The organism is Acinetobacter sp. 24-47-66, from assembly GCF_056779755.1.
The window spans coordinates 41,665-57,815 of sequence record NZ_JBWYIL010000001.1 but is presented as its reverse complement, the minus strand read 5'-3'; the positions used below and the strand labels follow the sequence as shown (position 1 = coordinate 57,815).

The 16,151-nt window shown below is 38.6% G+C and carries 16 protein-coding genes and 1 tRNA gene; 9 read left to right on the top strand and 8 right to left on the bottom strand.

Translation table 11 applies throughout. The features are described from left to right. Positions 1-836 precede the first annotated feature (836 nt). The 6 genes from AC1M84_RS00270 (at position 837) to AC1M84_RS00245 (ending at position 5,345) form a co-directional block, all read left to right on the top strand. Positions 837-1,421 carry an anthranilate synthase component II gene (locus AC1M84_RS00270; RefSeq protein ID WP_092765952.1) on the top strand — a complete coding sequence of 195 codons (585 nt, stop codon included), beginning with the start codon at positions 837-839 and terminating at the stop codon, positions 1,419-1,421. A gap of 9 nt (positions 1,422-1,430) precedes the next feature. Beyond that, positions 1,431-2,477: an anthranilate phosphoribosyltransferase gene (trpD, locus tag AC1M84_RS00265; protein WP_481594150.1), complete on the top strand. Its 1,047-nt coding sequence runs from the start codon at positions 1,431-1,433 to the stop codon at positions 2,475-2,477. Positions 2,478-2,495: 18 nt separating this feature from the next. Next, complete coding sequence (gene trpC / locus AC1M84_RS00260) at positions 2,496-3,302, top strand: indole-3-glycerol phosphate synthase TrpC (protein WP_481586573.1); 807 nt, start codon at positions 2,496-2,498, stop codon at positions 3,300-3,302. 284 nt (positions 3,303-3,586) lie between these two features. Then, positions 3,587-4,270, top strand: a complete 684-nt coding sequence (locus tag AC1M84_RS00255; protein ID WP_092765950.1) for a Smr/MutS family protein — start codon at positions 3,587-3,589, stop codon at positions 4,268-4,270. A gap of 94 nt (positions 4,271-4,364) precedes the next feature. Next, positions 4,365-4,913 (top strand): GTP cyclohydrolase I FolE, encoded by a 549-nt coding sequence (gene folE / locus AC1M84_RS00250; RefSeq protein WP_171076769.1) that lies wholly within the window; start codon positions 4,365-4,367, stop codon positions 4,911-4,913. Positions 4,914-4,985: 72 nt separating this feature from the next. Continuing rightward, complete coding sequence (locus tag AC1M84_RS00245) at positions 4,986-5,345, top strand: cupin domain-containing protein (protein WP_092765949.1); 360 nt, start codon at positions 4,986-4,988, stop codon at positions 5,343-5,345. Between the two features lie 45 nt (positions 5,346-5,390). Here the strand turns inward: AC1M84_RS00245 and AC1M84_RS00240 are convergent, their stop codons facing one another. The 4 genes from AC1M84_RS00240 to hemE form a co-directional block, all read right to left on the bottom strand. Continuing rightward, positions 5,391-7,268, bottom strand: a complete 1,878-nt coding sequence (locus AC1M84_RS00240) for an Lnb N-terminal periplasmic domain-containing protein (protein ID WP_481594149.1) — start codon at positions 7,266-7,268, stop codon at positions 5,391-5,393. 59 nt (positions 7,269-7,327) lie between these two features. Next, complete coding sequence (locus AC1M84_RS00235) at positions 7,328-7,798, bottom strand: DUF3015 family protein (protein WP_035266978.1); 471 nt, start codon at positions 7,796-7,798, stop codon at positions 7,328-7,330. Positions 7,799-7,948: 150 nt separating this feature from the next. Continuing rightward, entirely contained in the window at positions 7,949-8,749 is an 801-nt protein-coding gene (locus AC1M84_RS00230) for a DUF817 family protein (protein WP_481594148.1), read from the bottom strand. A gap of 17 nt (positions 8,750-8,766) precedes the next feature. After that, entirely contained in the window at positions 8,767-9,840 is a 1,074-nt protein-coding gene (gene hemE / locus AC1M84_RS00225; protein WP_092765946.1) for a uroporphyrinogen decarboxylase, read from the bottom strand. Positions 9,841-10,045: 205 nt separating this feature from the next. Here hemE and AC1M84_RS00220 point away from each other — a divergent pair, with 205 nt between their 5' ends. Both AC1M84_RS00220 and AC1M84_RS00215 read left to right on the top strand, forming a co-directional pair. Further along, entirely contained in the window at positions 10,046-11,275 is a 1,230-nt protein-coding gene (locus AC1M84_RS00220) for a L,D-transpeptidase family protein (protein ID WP_092765945.1), read from the top strand. Between the two features lie 148 nt (positions 11,276-11,423). Beyond that, positions 11,424-12,122 carry a pirin family protein gene (locus AC1M84_RS00215; protein ID WP_481594147.1) on the top strand — a complete coding sequence of 233 codons (699 nt, stop codon included), beginning with the start codon at positions 11,424-11,426 and terminating at the stop codon, positions 12,120-12,122. A gap of 141 nt (positions 12,123-12,263) precedes the next feature. Here AC1M84_RS00215 and AC1M84_RS00210 read toward each other — a convergent pair. Both AC1M84_RS00210 and greB read right to left on the bottom strand, forming a co-directional pair. After that, positions 12,264-12,353 (bottom strand) — tRNA-Ser (locus AC1M84_RS00210). 90 nt (positions 12,354-12,443) lie between these two features. Beyond that, the gene (gene greB / locus AC1M84_RS00205) at positions 12,444-12,938 is read right to left on the bottom strand and encodes a transcription elongation factor GreB (protein ID WP_481589685.1); all 495 of its coding nucleotides are present in this window, start codon (positions 12,936-12,938) and stop codon (positions 12,444-12,446) included. Between the two features lie 366 nt (positions 12,939-13,304). On the opposite strand from greB, the gene AC1M84_RS00200 reads away from it, so the two are divergent. Next, positions 13,305-14,420, top strand: a complete 1,116-nt coding sequence (locus AC1M84_RS00200; protein ID WP_035266964.1) for a transglycosylase SLT domain-containing protein — start codon at positions 13,305-13,307, stop codon at positions 14,418-14,420. Between the two features lie 47 nt (positions 14,421-14,467). On the opposite strand, the gene AC1M84_RS00195 is transcribed toward AC1M84_RS00200, so the two are convergent. After that, positions 14,468-14,851 (bottom strand): SCP2 sterol-binding domain-containing protein, encoded by a 384-nt coding sequence (locus AC1M84_RS00195; protein WP_092765941.1) that lies wholly within the window; start codon positions 14,849-14,851, stop codon positions 14,468-14,470. Between the two features lie 340 nt (positions 14,852-15,191). Then, positions 15,192-16,115 carry a tRNA 2-thiocytidine(32) synthetase TtcA gene (gene ttcA, locus AC1M84_RS00190; RefSeq protein WP_035266955.1) on the bottom strand — a complete coding sequence of 308 codons (924 nt, stop codon included), beginning with the start codon at positions 16,113-16,115 and terminating at the stop codon, positions 15,192-15,194. Between the last annotated feature and the right edge of the window lie 36 nt (positions 16,116-16,151).

Genomic DNA, 16,151 nt, shown 5'->3' with positions numbered 1-16,151 from the left:
TTAACAGCTTTATTCACTTTGCTTTGCGACTATTATACTGTGCTTAAAACTAAATGCACCATATTCAGGCACAGTTCATCGCAATAAAAAATATTTATTTACAACCTGTATCAAAATGGTGCATCTCAGAGCATGAACGTTTAATTATTAAACTTAAAGTCAAGTTTATTCAGGGATTTAATTACCTAATTTACCAAACGATATATTTTATAAATTTTTATAAATTAGAAAAATGGATCAAATTTTCAGACACATGCGTTTAACACATTGTTTTATATATCATTAAATAAAAATTTTTAATATTTTGTTTTTATTTGAAAGACAAATAATCCAACTCAATCATAACTTTATTAATACACATCGAGCCATGATGAATCTAAATTTTGTGCATCATATTAGTTCAGTAAAATTAAATATCTTCGCTAAATGATGTAAAAGTGAACGACTGCGAGACTAAATCTTATAAATTATAAATTTACTGACTGCATTTTGTTTGTTTGTTTTTAAAACAAATCTTATTCATCAAACACAATGATTAAAAAACTTATGAATAACACGTATGAGCTTTTAGATTCAGATCAATATTTCATTTATTAGCGCTCTTCACCTAGAACCATTCATTCACACATTAATTTGATTTAAGTGATCAATATTGCTGATGTATTGAACCCCAAAATTTAACCTGCGCTGATAAAAGAATCTGCTATGATAACTGCCACTTAATCGCTTTGAGTTACTAGACAAGGATGCAGTCAACACTCTGTGATGCATCTTATCAACCTGAATAACAAAGCTAAATTAAGTTAAATTATAAATTTCAAGAGGTTAAGCTTAAAATGCTTCTGATGATCGACAACTATGACTCTTTTACCTACAACATCGTCCAATATTTTGGCGAGTTAAATCAGGAAGTAAAAGTGGTCCGTAATGATGCCGTGACTTTGGAGGATATTGAGCGATGGCAACCAAAATATCTCGTCATTGGACCTGGTCCCTGCTCTCCCTCTGAGGCAGGTATTTCAATCCCAGCGATTCAACACTTTTCAGGCAAGATTCCACTGCTTGGGGTGTGCTTAGGTCACCAAAGTATCGGGCAAGCATTTGGTGGAGATATTGTTCGTGCAAAAAAAGTCATGCACGGGCGTTTATCTGACATGTACCACTCTGATCAAGGGATCTTTAGCAATCTACCCTCTCCATTCTCAGCGACTCGCTATCATTCTTTAGTCATTGATCAAGCGACTTTGCCTGAATGTTTAGAGGTGACGTGTTGGACCAATGAAGAAGATGGTTCTATGGAAGAAATTATGGGTGTGAAACATAAAACCCTTCCCGTTGAAGGTGTTCAGTTCCATCCAGAATCGATACTCAGCCAACATGGCCACAAAATTTTCCAAAACTTCTTAGAAATTTATGCGTAAGAGCAAGACATGAATATTCAACAAGCATTAAACAACATTACGAAAAATATTGGATTAACACAGCCTCAAATGGAAGCTGTTATGCGCACCATTATGGATGGTGAAGCGACTGATGCACAAATCGGTGCATTAATGATGGGGTTGCGTTTAAAAGGCGAAAGTATTGACGAAATTACTGCTGCTGCACGTGTGATGCGTGAATATGCGATCAAGATTGATGTCAGTGATCTTCCATACTTAGTCGATATTGTTGGCACGGGTGGTGATGGACAAAACCTGTTTAATGTATCAACTGCATCAAGTTTTGTGATTGCAGCGGCAGGTGCAACGATTGCCAAACACGGTGGCCGAGGTGTGTCATCAAAATCAGGCTCGTCAGATCTATTAGAGCAAGCTGGTATTAATCTCGACCTAAATATGGCACAGACTGAACGCTGTATCCGCGATTTGGGTGTGGGTTTTCTCTTTGCTCCAAACCATCATAAAGCAATGAAGTATGCAGCAGGTCCTCGTAAAGAATTGGGCTTCAGAAGCATTTTCAACTTACTTGGCCCGCTTACGAATCCGGCTGGTGTAAAGCGCTTTGTAATTGGCGTGTTCTCAACAGAATTATGTCGACCTATTGCTGAAGTTCTTAAGCAACTTGGTGCTGAGCACGTCATGGTTGTTCACTCTAAAGATGGGCTAGATGAAATCAGTCTTGCTTCATCCACCTATGTTGCTGAGTTAAAAAATGGTGAAATTACTGAATGGGAAATCCTCCCTGAGGATGTAGAGATTGAGTCTCAAACATTGACGCATTTATCTGTTGATAGCTCTGCTGAAAGTTTGGCACTGATCAAAGATGCACTAGGTAAGAAAAAATCACCGAAAGGTGAAAAAGCGGCCAGTATGATTGCATTAAATGCTGGTGCTGGTATTTATGTCTCAGGTTTAACTTCGAGTTATAAACAAGGTGTGGCATTAGCACATGACATCATTTATGGTGGTCAGGCACTTGAAAAGATGGATGTGCTTTCTGAATTCACAAAAACAATAAAACATTATGAAGCTTAATTAAGTCAGGACATTCTTATGTTAGATATCGCGAATACTATTCTTGGCAAAATTGTTGACCGTAAACAAGAAGAGTTTGCTGCACGATTAAAACAACGTAGTTATAAGGACGTCGAAGAACTCGCTCAAGCCGCTAGCCCTGTTCGCGGTTTTGCTCAAGCACTACAGCACAAACGTCCTGCTGTCATTGCTGAAATCAAAAAAGCATCTCCATCTAAAGGCATTATTCGAGAAAACTTCAATCCTGCTGAAATAGCTGAACAGTATCAATCAGCAGGTGCGGCATGTTTATCAGTACTTACAGATATTGATTTCTTCCAAGGTGCCGATGAGAACATTCATATTGCTCGTTCTCACTGTGATTTGCCTGCACTAAGAAAAGATTTCTTAATCGATCCTTATGGTGTGATTGAAGCTCGCGCATTGCATGCAGACTGTATCCTTCTCATTGTTGCATGTCTTTCAGATCAACAACTTGAGGAAATGTCGAAAACTGCATTTGAACATCATTTAGATGTACTGGTTGAAGTGCATGATGAATATGAACTAGAACGTGCTCTCAAATTATCAGATCGTTGTTTATTAGGCGTTAATAATCGTAATTTAAAAACTTTCGATGTTGATTTGAACACATCAATTCGTCTAAAAAAACAACTTGCACCATCTCGTTTATTAGTGACGGAAAGCGGCATTGCAACCTCAGCGGATGTCACCATGATGCAAGAAAATGACATTCACACTTTCCTTGTGGGTGAAAGTTTTATGAAACAGCCTCGTCCTGATCATGCCTTTACCGCATTGTTTGGCGAACCTCAGAATATTTGACTCTAATATTCTGCGGTAAATTGTTCGACTAAAAATAATTCAATCTCATAAGAATGGATTTCCGAATCCATTCTTGCCTCCATTAATGCCAACAACAATATCTAGAACAAATTCAAAATAAATTAGATTAATAATCAATCTCTTTTTTTTGCTTTATCCCTTAAGTTATCTCCAATTCATCCAACACCTTAAAATCAACTTAAATACTTCTCACTACAAAGTTGAGGGATTTTCGGATTATAATCTCATTCATTCCTCTTCCACTTTAAAGTCACAAGCACGTTATGAGTAAACATGATTCTTCTTTATCAAAAGATCAATTTAATTTACTGAAACAGTTTAAGAAACAAATCAGTAATCCTGCTCCTCGTGTTGAAGCTCCTAAACCTATTGAAAAGACGGTTGAACAAGAGCATGAGGAAGATTTAGAACTCTTTCGTCAGCAGATGCAAGGCGTTCAAAAAATTGATCATGGCAATATTGCAAAAATTGAGAAACCAGTAAAAAAGAAATTGGATGCTCAAACCTTAGCAAAACGTGCTGCTGCTGAAGGTCCAATGCATACTGATGAAACAGTGATGTCTGATACTCAAGCCATGCTCAATCCAGTTGGCAGTCAGGCTAGTCTGAGTTATCGAATTGCGACCTTACAACATAAAGTATTTGAAGATCTGAAAGCTGGAAATTTACGTTGGTTTGAAGCAGTTGATTTGCATGGCTGTACCGTAGAAGAAGCACGTTCAGCTGTATTGCAAATTATTCAGATGGCGAAAGAGCAAAATCAAAACGTCATTAAAATTGTTCATGGTAAAGGCCCTGAAGCTGTTTTAAAAACCTATGTTAATAGTTGGCTCAGACAACATCGTGATGTTTTAGCTTTTGTCAGTGCGCCTGAAAAACAAGGTGGCACTGGCGCGGTCTTAGTTCTGCTTAAACGTGCAGAAAAGAATCCAAAATTTACTCAATAATCGGAATTTTTTCTGAATATACGGCATTGTAATCGTTTTCTGATACAATGCCGTCCTTGTTCAACATCTGTGTAAGTGAACACGTCTTATGTCTATGCAGCAATCCTACGCCAACATTTTAACTGCCGTTGGCGAAGATCTTACTCGTCCTGGTCTTAAAGATACACCAATGCGTGCTGCTAAAGCTTTTTCGTATTTGACGTCAGGTTATAGCCAAACGCTTGAAGAAGTGACCAACAATGCGGTCTTCCCTTCAGACAACCGTGAAATGGTTTTGGTCAAGAACATCGAATTCTATTCGCTTTGTGAACATCATTTACTGCCATTCTATGGACGTGTGCATATTGCCTACTTACCAGAAGGTCAAGTTTTAGGTTTATCTAAATTTGCACGTATTACTGAAATGTTTGCCCGTCGTCTACAGATTCAAGAAAATCTAACTCAACAGATTGCTGAAGCTGTGGCTCAAGTGACTGGTGCTAGAGGCGTAGCTGTTGTCATTGATTCAGCACATATGTGTATGATGATGCGTGGTGTAGGCAAACAAGAGTCAACCACTCGTACAGTATCATTTGTTGGTGACTTTAAAACTAACAAAGATGAACGTCGCGAGTTTCTGAGCGCTGTTCCAGAAAGTTATTAATTCATAAAACCTCAACCTTGTTGAGGTTTTTTTTAGACCGTATTCCAAGGCTCAATTTCTTAAGGTGAATATATGACATCTCTTCATGTTGCAGGTCAAGGTCAACAACACGCAGAAAAGTCAGTCGACTTCCCGCGTCCTGATCGTCTCGTCCAAGGCAATCCCGAACGTCACACTTACAGTCTTTATGAACACGAGCATATGGAATGTGGGATTTGGGAATGTGAAGTTGGTGCTTGGAATATTCAATTTGCCGACAATAAACAAGAATTCTTTCAAATTATAGAAGGAAAAGTTCGCATCCACACTCAAAGTAAAAATCACTTTATCGAAGTTTCGGCAGGTCAAGCAGGTGTAATACCACCAGGATTCATTGGAACATTCGAAGTCGTTGAGAAAGTGAAAAAGTACTATGTGAATGTAATCGTTTAAAAACAAGCTTCACCTTTCAACACAGTACTTCCTAGTACTGTGTATTTACCAATAGCGTGTAAATCCTAAACTGGTTTGATGCCAATCATGCTGTTCTTGTAATTGATAATTCCAGTGAATAGAGATAGCACTTTGCGAGTTAAGTGCATACTGAACTGAGGATCGTAGTCCGAGCTGCCAAGCCTGCTGATCTTCCCAAAAAGGGATTTCAATTTGCACTAAGCTATTCACTCGATCTGACCATAAACTTTGGCAACCTACAGTTGGCCCTAGCCCCAATCTCCAGCCCTTTTCTAAAATTTTTCCAGCTTGAATATGATTCTGCATCTGCGCATAACACAGGTGTTCACGATCTGCATCTGCCCAACTATATCCAAACTGTGTTGATAGATTCAAAACACCATGTTGCTCGGTATCACTGAAATTTCCAGAATCATCAATTGAGATTTGCTTCCAACCGAATCCAAATCTCCAGCTCAACGGCGTCTTAAAAGGCGTAATTGGATTATAAGAATTCACTTCTAAAAGATCCAAATCAGCCAACTTGAGTTGATCATTCCGAAGCTCAAGACTTCCCTCAAGAAATTTCAACTGTGTTCCAAGTCGGTATCCCCCCTGAGGATCAGATAAATCATGATAAGCTTGTCGATGGTTGATTTGCACAAACGTATCGTCCTGCACTTGTCCAAATTCAATCGATGTTTTTCGAGCATGATGCCCATCCACAGGGTCAATTCGTGGTCTTGCCACTTCAGTACGTTGTTTTTCAACAGGGAGTTGGCTTCTTAAACTCAAAATTTGTCGTATTTTAGGTTGCGCAATACTCGCTTCGATTTTTTGAGAAATAAGCTGTAGATACAAATGATCATATGCCATCTCAAGAATACGCGCCTGATCCTTGGCCGTAAATTGAGCTAAAAATTCACGCATTTGTGCTGGTTGCACCAGCGTTAATTGATGTGCCGAATGTGCTAAGTCATTACCATGTTGTTTGGCTTGATGAAGTAACTGCGTTTCAAGTGCTGGGCGATAAACAGTATCTTTAATGAGGCCTTGCTGCTGCACCGCTTTGATGGTTTCGACTGGAATTGCAGTATGACTAAACTGTACTTGTAGATTGGCATCGGGTTTTACCAAATCAATGAGTCCCAATAAGCGGTAGGCACAATTATCACTTATAAAATAATAGGGAAATTGGACATGCTTTAACTCCCAGATATGTTGTACTAAACGTGTTGTTTCTTCTGGGTTTAATGCTAATTCGTATTCCCACAAATCACGGCTTTCGAAATCACCATACTCTTTTACTTTTCGATAGTAGGGCATTAACGAGTATTCACCTGGATATTGACCCGTTAAACCTTTCCAAGCAAAAGAAAAACTATCACTATTTTCGACCGTCGCGGCGTAGTTGACTGCATAAGAAATAAGATTAAGCTCTTTTTGATCTTTAGGATCAAGACGTAGCAAGGTATGACCAAACATCGAACTTGGATTTCCCATGAAATCTGTCGCATAAATCAACGTTGCTTGATACGGTTTGATCTGTCCAATCCATTCCTCTAGAGCAGGACAATCTGCTTTAGGAAGCTCTTCCTGTTTTATTTTCAGTTGTTCTATTAACCATGCAGAGCGAGCTGGGAAACGACATAAAATGGATTGATCTTGTCCTCGATCTATAAATAATTCACGAATATTTGCATTCAGCTCCTCTTCTAAATTATCTGCACCATTTGCACTAAAAAAAAATCCTGAATAGCTGACTTCACTCTTCGCTTGATGTGCATACATTAATCTTTGCCAAGTTTTATTTTTATCAAGCTGATGGTGTTGTGCTTGAGCAATATATTGTTCAACTGGAGAAGTATATGCATGTGTCAGAAAGCTACTGACAATCAAGGCAGAAAAAAAAGCAAATTTCATAAAATGAACTTAATAATGATGAAACAAAAAAACCCTGCCATAAGACAGGGTTTTCGCAATTAAACGTAAGCTTTTAATACTTCGTCTTGAGACATAACAGTTTGAAGAGATGCAAGGACTTGGAATGCATCTTGATTGTCCGCTGAATAAATTTCAGAGAAATTTTCTTTTGATACTGCAAAGAAACGTGCTTTATCTTCAGATTTAATATTCAGAAGCTCTGCAAGGACGTTAAGACTTTCCCCCTCACCTACCGCCATATCACGTGCAAGAGCTTCGGCATTTTCATTTGTAAATGTTACTGCTTGTGCTGTTACTGTACCTGTACCACTACAGCCTAACGTCCCGAAAGTAATACCGAATAATTGGTTAGCAAATAAACCGTTGGTCGTACCTGCTAAGATTTTTGCAACTTTACCAGACTGACCTGCCCAAACTTGTGAACCGATACCACAACCCACATCACGGTCAGCAAATGCAGCTGTTGATCCTACTGCCAATACCGCAGCTAAAGCTAATTTTTTATACATAACATCACTCCAAACTTGATGTGCTCAAGTGTTCTTTATTGTTCCAATTTTGTTCTTTTACGAACTTCTTTAACATAGCGATATCAAGCCAAGAACGCAAAACAAATCTTACCAATGCCATCAAGTATCGAGTTTTTTTGATGAATTAACTTATTCGCCCTTCAATCGCCACAAACCCTGTGAATTCCGTTCACCTAAGATTTTTAAAACCAATACTAAACTCAGCATTAATAGGAGATACCAAGAACCAAGTTTCCCCCATCCCACCATATGCCACTGTTCCACTTGCGTTGGATACAACCAAATTTGATAAAAAGTACTGATATTTTCAGCAATCCAAATAATAAATGCCAGCAACAATAGTACAGGAAGCATTGGCAAGGTCATTTCATGATATTTAAGCTTGAACGTTATTTTAGTTTTCCAAAATATCAACACGCTCCATGCAAACAGTAAATATCGTATATCTGGGATAAAGAACTTCGTCATAAAGTTTAAATAGGACAAGATCGCTAAACTCAGCATATTAAAAAAAATAGGTAAGTTCTCAATTTCTACACGATAAAACCTGAGTGAACGAGCAAAAAAACTGCCCACGGCAGAATACATAAATCCCGCAAAAAGTGGCACGGTCATAATCTTAAATACCGCAGGTTGCGGATATTGCCATGATGCAATCTGTGGATGTGTCAGGAAAATCTCCATGACCATTGCCACCATATGAAAAATTGCAATAACTTTGGCTTCAGCCCAAGACTCTAACTTTAAAAGCAGTAAACAGACCTGAATAACCACTGCATAAATCAAGAGGTAGTCGTATCGGTACAATCCATAATATTCTTGATACCCCATCGAAGCCGTCAAAGCAAAGGCAAGCAGTAATAAAATACCAAATAAGGCAGCGGATGCTGCCTTATAATGAAACTCAAACAATGATTTTAAAAAGCTCACACATTCATCCTAAATGTTTAGCCTAAATATTTTGCGCTGTACTCATGTACCGTATCAATGAAAACTTTAGGATTCGCAGGATCTACCCATTGGGTGATACCGTGTCCAAGGTTTGCAACATAACCCGTTTTTTCACCAGCAGCATATGCATCATCGAGCATTAGTTTTACTGACTTTTCGATACTCGCAGGAGAGCCATATAATGTTGCAGGGTCTAAATTACCTTGTAGGGCAGCGCGACCAGCAACAGTTTGACGTGCAACATTTAAAGGGGTTGTCCAATCCAGTCCAAACGCATCTGCGCCAGTTGCGATCATAGGTTCTAACCATTGACCACCACCTTTGGTAAATAAAATTACTGGTACTTTGCGGCCTTCATTTTCACGCTTTAAACCCTTCACGATTTTGTGCATATAATTGAGTGAAAATTCTTGATATTCTCGATGTGCAAGTGCACCACCCCAACTGTCAAAAATTTGAATCGCCTGCGCACCTGCCTCAATCTGTGCGTTCAAATAATCTATGACTGAATCAGCCAAATGATCTAACAAGGCATGTAAAACTTCAGGTTGTGCATACATCATTTGCTTGGTGTAACGGAAATCTTTACTCGACCCACCCTCGATCATATAAGTCGCGAGTGTCCATGGACTCCCAGAAAACCCGATTAGCGGTACCTGGCCACCTAATGCTGATCGGATTGTCGACACTGCATTCATGACATAGTCTAAGTCCGATTTAGCATCAATTTTTGGTAATTGGGCTACATCCTGCTCAGTACGGACTGTTTTCTTAAATTTTGGTCCTTCCCCAGCTTCAAAATAAAGTCCTAAGCCCAAAGCATCAGGAACAGTCAAAATATCTGAAAATAAAATGGCTGCATCTAAGTCATAGCGACGAAGCGGCTGTAAAGTCACTTCACAAGCAAAGTCATTATTTTTGCATAAAGAAAGAAAATCTCCCGCAGTTGCGCGTGTCGCACGATATTCAGGTAAATATCGACCAGCCTGACGCATCATCCAAACTGGCGTGCAGTCCACAGGTTCACGTAATAAGGCACGCAGAAAACGATCATTTTTTAAGGTCGTCATTTACTTTCTCGATGCAAAATTGAAATTCCATTCATCATACCAAAAAGCTGCACTTTAAAGTATTTAGTTAGAATGAAAATAAAGATTGAGACTATCGGAATTTATTTGATTTAAACAAAACAAATACTGCATATCCGTGTTTTTTCTGCAATACTTTATCCGTGTTTTTATAAATCAATATGAATAATTCTTAAGGTTGAATTACATGTTCGTTCGCTCAATTCTTGCTTTGAGTTTAAGTTGTATTATGTCTGGAACTGCATTGGCTGCTTCTGGTACTGCTGAACAACCGCTTTCTCCAATTACAAAAACGAGTTTAGATACTATTCAAGATCCAATTGATCCTCTCGCGGTAGAATCTAGCTCTGAAGCCCAAATTAGCCAGCAAGAGCAAAATGATCTAAATCAAGCTGCAGATACGCTTCAAAACCTAGAAAGAACTGAGGATAGCACTGCGGACATTGGCAGTGCACCTGCATCTTCAGCAGTGACAAATTCAGCTCCATCTACATCAGCACCTGCTACAGCAAATTCATGGACGCTAGACAGTCTGAATAATGCTGAATGGTATGAAAATATTGGCAAAGGTCAATTCCCTGTATATGCCCGTGCACATGTAATGTTAAATAATTCACATGCTTCACCAGGTGCTATTGACGGTACAAGTGGAAAAAATACACTTAAAGCAATTGCTTCATTCCAGCAAATGAATGGTTTAAAGGCTACAGGTGTTTTGACGAAAGAAACTTGGGATGCTCTAGTTGCACGCCAAGCTGGTAAACCTGCTTATGTTGAATATACGATTACCGAAGCAGACCTAAAAGGTCCTTATGCAGCCTCAATTCCTCATGACTATGCTTTACAAGCGAAAATGAAAGGTCTGTATTACACTCGTGTAAGTGAAATGCTGGCTGAAAAATTCCATATGGATGAAGAGTTTCTCAAGAAACTAAATCCTAAAGCGACATTTAAGAAAGCGGGTGAAAAGCTTATTGTGACCAACATTCGCAATGAACTTCCAGAAAATATTCATTTAATCGTGGCTCATAAAGGCGCTAAACAACTTTATTTGTTTAACCAACAAAACCAAATGGTTGGCTCATTCCCAGCAACCATCGGTAGTGCTGACACTCCTTCTCCGACTGGAACATACAAAATTACTGGTGTAGCGAAAAACCCTTGGTATAGCTATTCACCAAGTAACTTTGTACAAGGTAAAAATTTGAAGCCACTTTCATTACCACCTGGTCCTAATGGTCCTGTAGGTAATATCTGGATCGGTTTAAGCAAAAAATCGTTCGGTATTCACGGTACACCTAATCCATCAAGCATTTCAAAGACAGCTTCACACGGTTGTATCCGCTTAACAAACTGGGATGCGAATGATCTGGGTAACAAAGTTCGTTCTGGCGTTACAGTAAAATTCTTAGAATAATCTAATTTTAAAAAGCCTGCTTCAAGCAGGCTTTTTTATCCTTTTTATGTTTCAAAATTAGAACGATACGTTGTCCTAACCTACTATCTTATTCATTTTAAACTATTAAAATAACATCATCTTTAAGAATAATGAAAGGAGCATCATCATGAATGCTTATTTACATCGCAGTGAATCACGTGGTCATGTAAAAATGGGTTGGTTAGAATCCAAACACAGCTTCTCATTTGGGAACTGGTATGACCCTAACCACATGGGCATCAGTGCTCTCCGTGTCATTAATGATGATCTCATTGCTGGTCATCAAGGTTTCGGTACACATCCACACGACAATATGGAAATTCTCACCTGTGTATTACAGGGAGCGATTACACATAAAGATAGTATGGGTAACCACGGTGATATCAAAGCTGGTGAATGGCAACTGATGAGTGCAGGTACAGGCATTCAACACAGTGAAATAAACCAAGGTGATGAAACAGTTCATTTACTGCAAATCTGGATTATTCCAAATCAGCGCGATGCAGAGCCGAATTACCAACAAATTCAACTCGATCCTGCTGAACAACCAAACCAATGGCATCTGATTTGTGGACCGACAGAACAAGCACCCATGCATATTCGCCAAAATGCGGAGGTTAAAACAGCTGTTTTGGAGAAAGGTCATTCACTTGAAGTTGTTGCAACACAACATGTCAGCTATCTACATGTGATTAGTGGTTCAATTCAAGTCGCTGAACACATTGTGAATGCTGGAGATGCTATTGCATTTATTGATCCAGCGCAGATTAAAGCATCGGAAGATGCTCGTGTGATTTGGTTCGATCTTCCAGAAAAAGTGGCTTAAACGCTGTAGAAAAACCACCTTAGGGTGGTTTTTTTATAATATGCTCAAAAAATTAAATAAAACAGTAAATATCTGTCTTAGTATCGCACCAACATGAAGAAAATAAAAAAGCCACTAATAATTAGTGGCTTTTTAAAAATTTGGCGGAAGCGGTGAGATTCGAACTCACGGAGGACTCACACCCTCGTCGGTTTTCAAGACCGGTGCATTAAACCGCTCTGCCACGCTTCCAATGGCGGCTATCATATAAATATTTTTTAAAATTGGCAAACACTTTTCTAAGAAATTTTGCTCGCCTGCCTATTTTTAAATCAAAAAGCACTATTTTGCTGAATTTTCGAGCTTTTCATAGCGAATTGAATTAATAAACCATGTTTTTTTCCCCAAGGGGGTATGTACTTCAAATTCATCATCTACTTCCTTACCTAACATTGCACGTGCCATAGGTGAATCTATTGAAATATGTTGAGGATGATGATCATAAATTTCATCTACACCGACAATCCGAATCGTCTTTAATTGTCCTTCCTCGTTCTCGATGTCTACCCAAGCGCCAAAATATACTTTGCCCTCTTGTTCAGGAGAAAAATCGATAATTCGCAACTCTTCAAGTCGTTTACCGAGGTAACGAACACGACGGTCTATTTTTCGTAAAATTTGTTTATTGTATTGATAATCTGCGTTTTCAGAACGATCACCTAAACTGGCAGCCCAATTCACTTTTTTGGTGATTTCAGGTCGTTCCTCATGCCATAAATACTGTAGTTCTGCGACCAATTTGTCATGCCCACTTCGGGTAATTAAATTCGATTTCATAGGCGATAAAATGAGTATTTTGCTTACGTTATAGCGACACATTGCAACATTTTATACCGCATTTCTACATGGAAAAATTTTATAAAGTTTTTTCTTTTTATTTATCAATATCTTAAAACCATGTTTTTTATTTTTTTTTGTACAAAATTTGACATGAGTAAAATTGACCATTAATATGCGCCCATGTTTTATCTTGATTACTTTTTGTACGAAGATCTTTTCTTCAATATTTTATCCACCCACACATGTCATTTTGAATGACGTTCATGACGCCCACCCTAATTGAATTTATCAACTTTAAATAAAAGTTTAAGGCGGTACTGCTTTTGCTTTTTTTGGGCATAAATTACTTGTAGCGGAGACAACATGCGCAGTAGTTCAAACACTGGATCGAGGCTTTGCCTTAATTCACTAACTTCTTCTCTCTCGTTTAAAGCGATGGTCCTCGCTACAGCATTTATCCCATTTCATGCATTAAATGCAACAAAGACCGACAACCAATACAACTCCATTGTAAATTCGAACAAGCTTACAGTGGTGGCCGTGTCAAATCCCACCGTGGTTTTTAAAGACGGTAACTTCAAACATGGCTTTGGCTATGACTTGGTGAGCAGTTACGCTCAAAACTTAAATGTAAAACTCGATTTTAAAACGGTTCAAAGTAATGAAGCCGCTTTGAAAATGGTGCAGCAAGGTAAAGCTCATTTCGCGGTGACCACAGCATCGATCATGACCATTGAGCAAAAGAATCTTTCAGGTTTTTCCGCATCATGTGGTGACCTTGAAAGCTTACGCAAAAATGGGCTTAATCCAGAAATCAATTGGGTTTTTAAAAATGCTGCTGATCCTTTAACAGATACTGCCAGCGGTTTTGTTTGTCAAAGCAAGCAAAATGGTGCTATCCGTCAAATGGCATCTTTCTACAACCGCAACGTGGTTAAACAAGATGATTGGGATACTATTCAGCGCAATCTGAAAACACGTATGCCAATTTATAAAGCTAGCTTTAAAAAGTCAGCCCAAACATACGACTTAGATTGGCACTTCCTCGCTGCGATAGGTTATCAAGAGTCTTTCTTAAAACCGAATTCTGTGTCTCCCACAGGTGTGCGTGGCATCATGATGCTCACCAACAACACAGCAAAAGCAATGGGTGTGTCGAATCGTGTTGATCCTGCTCAAAGTATTGCAGGTGGTGCGAAGTATTTTGATCTGATGATGTCGAAATATGATTATATTCCTAAACATGATCGTTATTGGTATGCCCTCGTGGCTTACAATATGGGGCCAGGTGCCACAGATGCGATTATGAAGCGCCTAAAAGCCCAAGGAAAAAATCCGAATGATTGGATACAGGTATATGATTTTCTTTACCGTAATCAATCGCACAATACACGTTATAAGCAAGCGATCCAATACGTCACTCGTATTCGTGCTTATTTAGAACATATTAAAACGACACCAAGTTTGGTGAGTATTTAACAAAAAAAAGCTTACCTAAAGGTAAGCTTTTTTTTGTTTAAAAAGTCTTAAGTCGTTTGCTCTAAAACTTTTTTGAACAAATCTTTTTGTTCTTGGCTTGGCTTCGCTGTTTGTAAAGCCATCAATTGAGACATATCGCCTTGAACTTTGATTTTACCAGTCATAAATGCTTGCATAGCAGCAGCCATGTCAAACTCTAAGAATACTTTGCGTAAAGTATCCGCATCTAAGTTTAAAGTTGTTTTAGCATTCGCAGAAGCGCCTTTTTGGATCTTACCGCTATCAAGCGCTAATTCAGTCGTTCCTTCGCTACCTGTTACTACAAGATTCAATGCTAGATTTGCTAATGATGGTGGTAAGTTCAAATCACCAGCTTCAGCTGTAAGTTTCTCAACGTTTGCAAACCAATCATCAGTTAAAAATGCAGGCATGTTCTTTCCTCGATGTATTTATTCAATTTATTGCGTTACCTATCCAAGATAACAACATGTAGAAGCTTTACGCTTGAGAGAGTTATAGCATGATATTTTCCAAATGCGATACGTTTTTTTGTACTCTGCGTTCGATTTTTTTTGTAAATAAAACTAATCGTCTAAATATCATCAAATCTTTATTTTTTCACAAGTTTGTCAATGATTTTTTGTATCGGTACTACGACCTAAAGTGACAAAAAACATCATTTTGTAAATCGACTCAACGCCTTCATTAAATTGTAAAAATCTAAGAAATAAAAAAAAGCACTTCGAAAAGTGCTTTTTAAATTAAGACGAATTACTCAGCAGCAAAACCGAGATTGACCATGCTAATACGCTTATTTGGTGTGTCCCCTTCGGCTGTTGAGCAAGTCACATCAAAATCAACTTCACGTTGTCCATCTAAGGCTTCAAAATCGAAAAGATCTCGGTCGGCCAATTGCGATGGCGAGACATTCTGTAACGCGCCAAAAATGCTGTGTAAACGTTTTGGATGAGCTTTATCCCATTCACGCAACATATCATTGATGATTGCACGCTGTAAGTTTTCCTGCGAACCACACAAGTTACATGGAATAATTGGGAATTTGCGCATTTCAGCGTATTTGATGATGTCTTTCTCTTCAACATACGCCAAAGGACGAATCAAAATATTCTTTTTATCCGATGAAAGTAGTTTTGGTGGCATCGCCTTTAAACTACCGCCATGGAATAGGTTCAAGAAGAACGTTGCCATAATATCATCACGATGATGACCTAAAGCAACTTTGGTCGCGCCAATTTCTTGAGCAAAACCATATAAAGAACCACGGCGCAAGCGTGAGCACACTGCACAATAGGTTTTACCTTCAGGTGTAAGCTTTTTGGTAATGCTATATGTATCTTTTTCTAAGATGTAGTACGGAATGTTATTTTCTTCTAAATAACGGGGTAATACATCCTCAGGGAACCCTGGTTGTTTCTGATCAAGATTCACAGCCACAACATCAAAATTGATTGGTGCTATGCGTTTAAACTGCAGGAGAATGTCCAGCATGGTATAGCTATCTTTACCACCTGAAATACATACCATGACCTTATCGCCATCCTCAATCATTTTGTAGTCACGGATTGCATGACCTACTTGACGACGAAGTTTTTTTAATAAACGATAATATGCAGAACTTGTAGGTGGCTCTGGCTTAAAATTAAATCCTTGGTTGGATTCAACTGGCGAGTACATAGACGACATTAACCATAAAAAAAAATACTGCGCAAT

Bases quoted from the DNA above. Each gene is read 5' to 3' on its own strand.
- AC1M84_RS00270 (WP_092765952.1), top strand. From the start codon at position 837: ATGCTTCTGATGATCGACAACTATGACTCTTTTACCTACAACATCGTC.
- trpD (WP_481594150.1), top strand. From the start codon at position 1,431: ATGAATATTCAACAAGCATTAAACAACATTACGAAAAATATTGGATTA.
- trpC (WP_481586573.1), top strand. From the start codon at position 2,496: ATGTTAGATATCGCGAATACTATTCTTGGCAAAATTGTTGACCGTAAA.
- AC1M84_RS00255 (WP_092765950.1), top strand. From the start codon at position 3,587: ATGAGTAAACATGATTCTTCTTTATCAAAAGATCAATTTAATTTACTG.
- folE (WP_171076769.1), top strand. From the start codon at position 4,365: ATGCAGCAATCCTACGCCAACATTTTAACTGCCGTTGGCGAAGATCTT.
- AC1M84_RS00245 (WP_092765949.1), top strand. From the start codon at position 4,986: ATGACATCTCTTCATGTTGCAGGTCAAGGTCAACAACACGCAGAAAAG.
- AC1M84_RS00240 (WP_481594149.1), bottom strand. From the start codon at position 7,268: ATGAAATTTGCTTTTTTTTCTGCCTTGATTGTCAGTAGCTTTCTGACA.
- AC1M84_RS00235 (WP_035266978.1), bottom strand. From the start codon at position 7,798: ATGTATAAAAAATTAGCTTTAGCTGCGGTATTGGCAGTAGGATCAACA.
- hemE (WP_092765946.1), bottom strand. From the start codon at position 9,840: ATGACGACCTTAAAAAATGATCGTTTTCTGCGTGCCTTATTACGTGAA.
- AC1M84_RS00220 (WP_092765945.1), top strand. From the start codon at position 10,046: ATGTTCGTTCGCTCAATTCTTGCTTTGAGTTTAAGTTGTATTATGTCT.
- AC1M84_RS00215 (WP_481594147.1), top strand. From the start codon at position 11,424: ATGAATGCTTATTTACATCGCAGTGAATCACGTGGTCATGTAAAAATG.
- greB (WP_481589685.1), bottom strand. From the start codon at position 12,938: ATGAAATCGAATTTAATTACCCGAAGTGGGCATGACAAATTGGTCGCA.
- AC1M84_RS00200 (WP_035266964.1), top strand. From the start codon at position 13,305: ATGCGCAGTAGTTCAAACACTGGATCGAGGCTTTGCCTTAATTCACTA.
- AC1M84_RS00195 (WP_092765941.1), bottom strand. From the start codon at position 14,851: ATGCCTGCATTTTTAACTGATGATTGGTTTGCAAACGTTGAGAAACTT.
- ttcA (WP_035266955.1), bottom strand. From the start codon at position 16,115: ATGTACTCGCCAGTTGAATCCAACCAAGGATTTAATTTTAAGCCAGAG.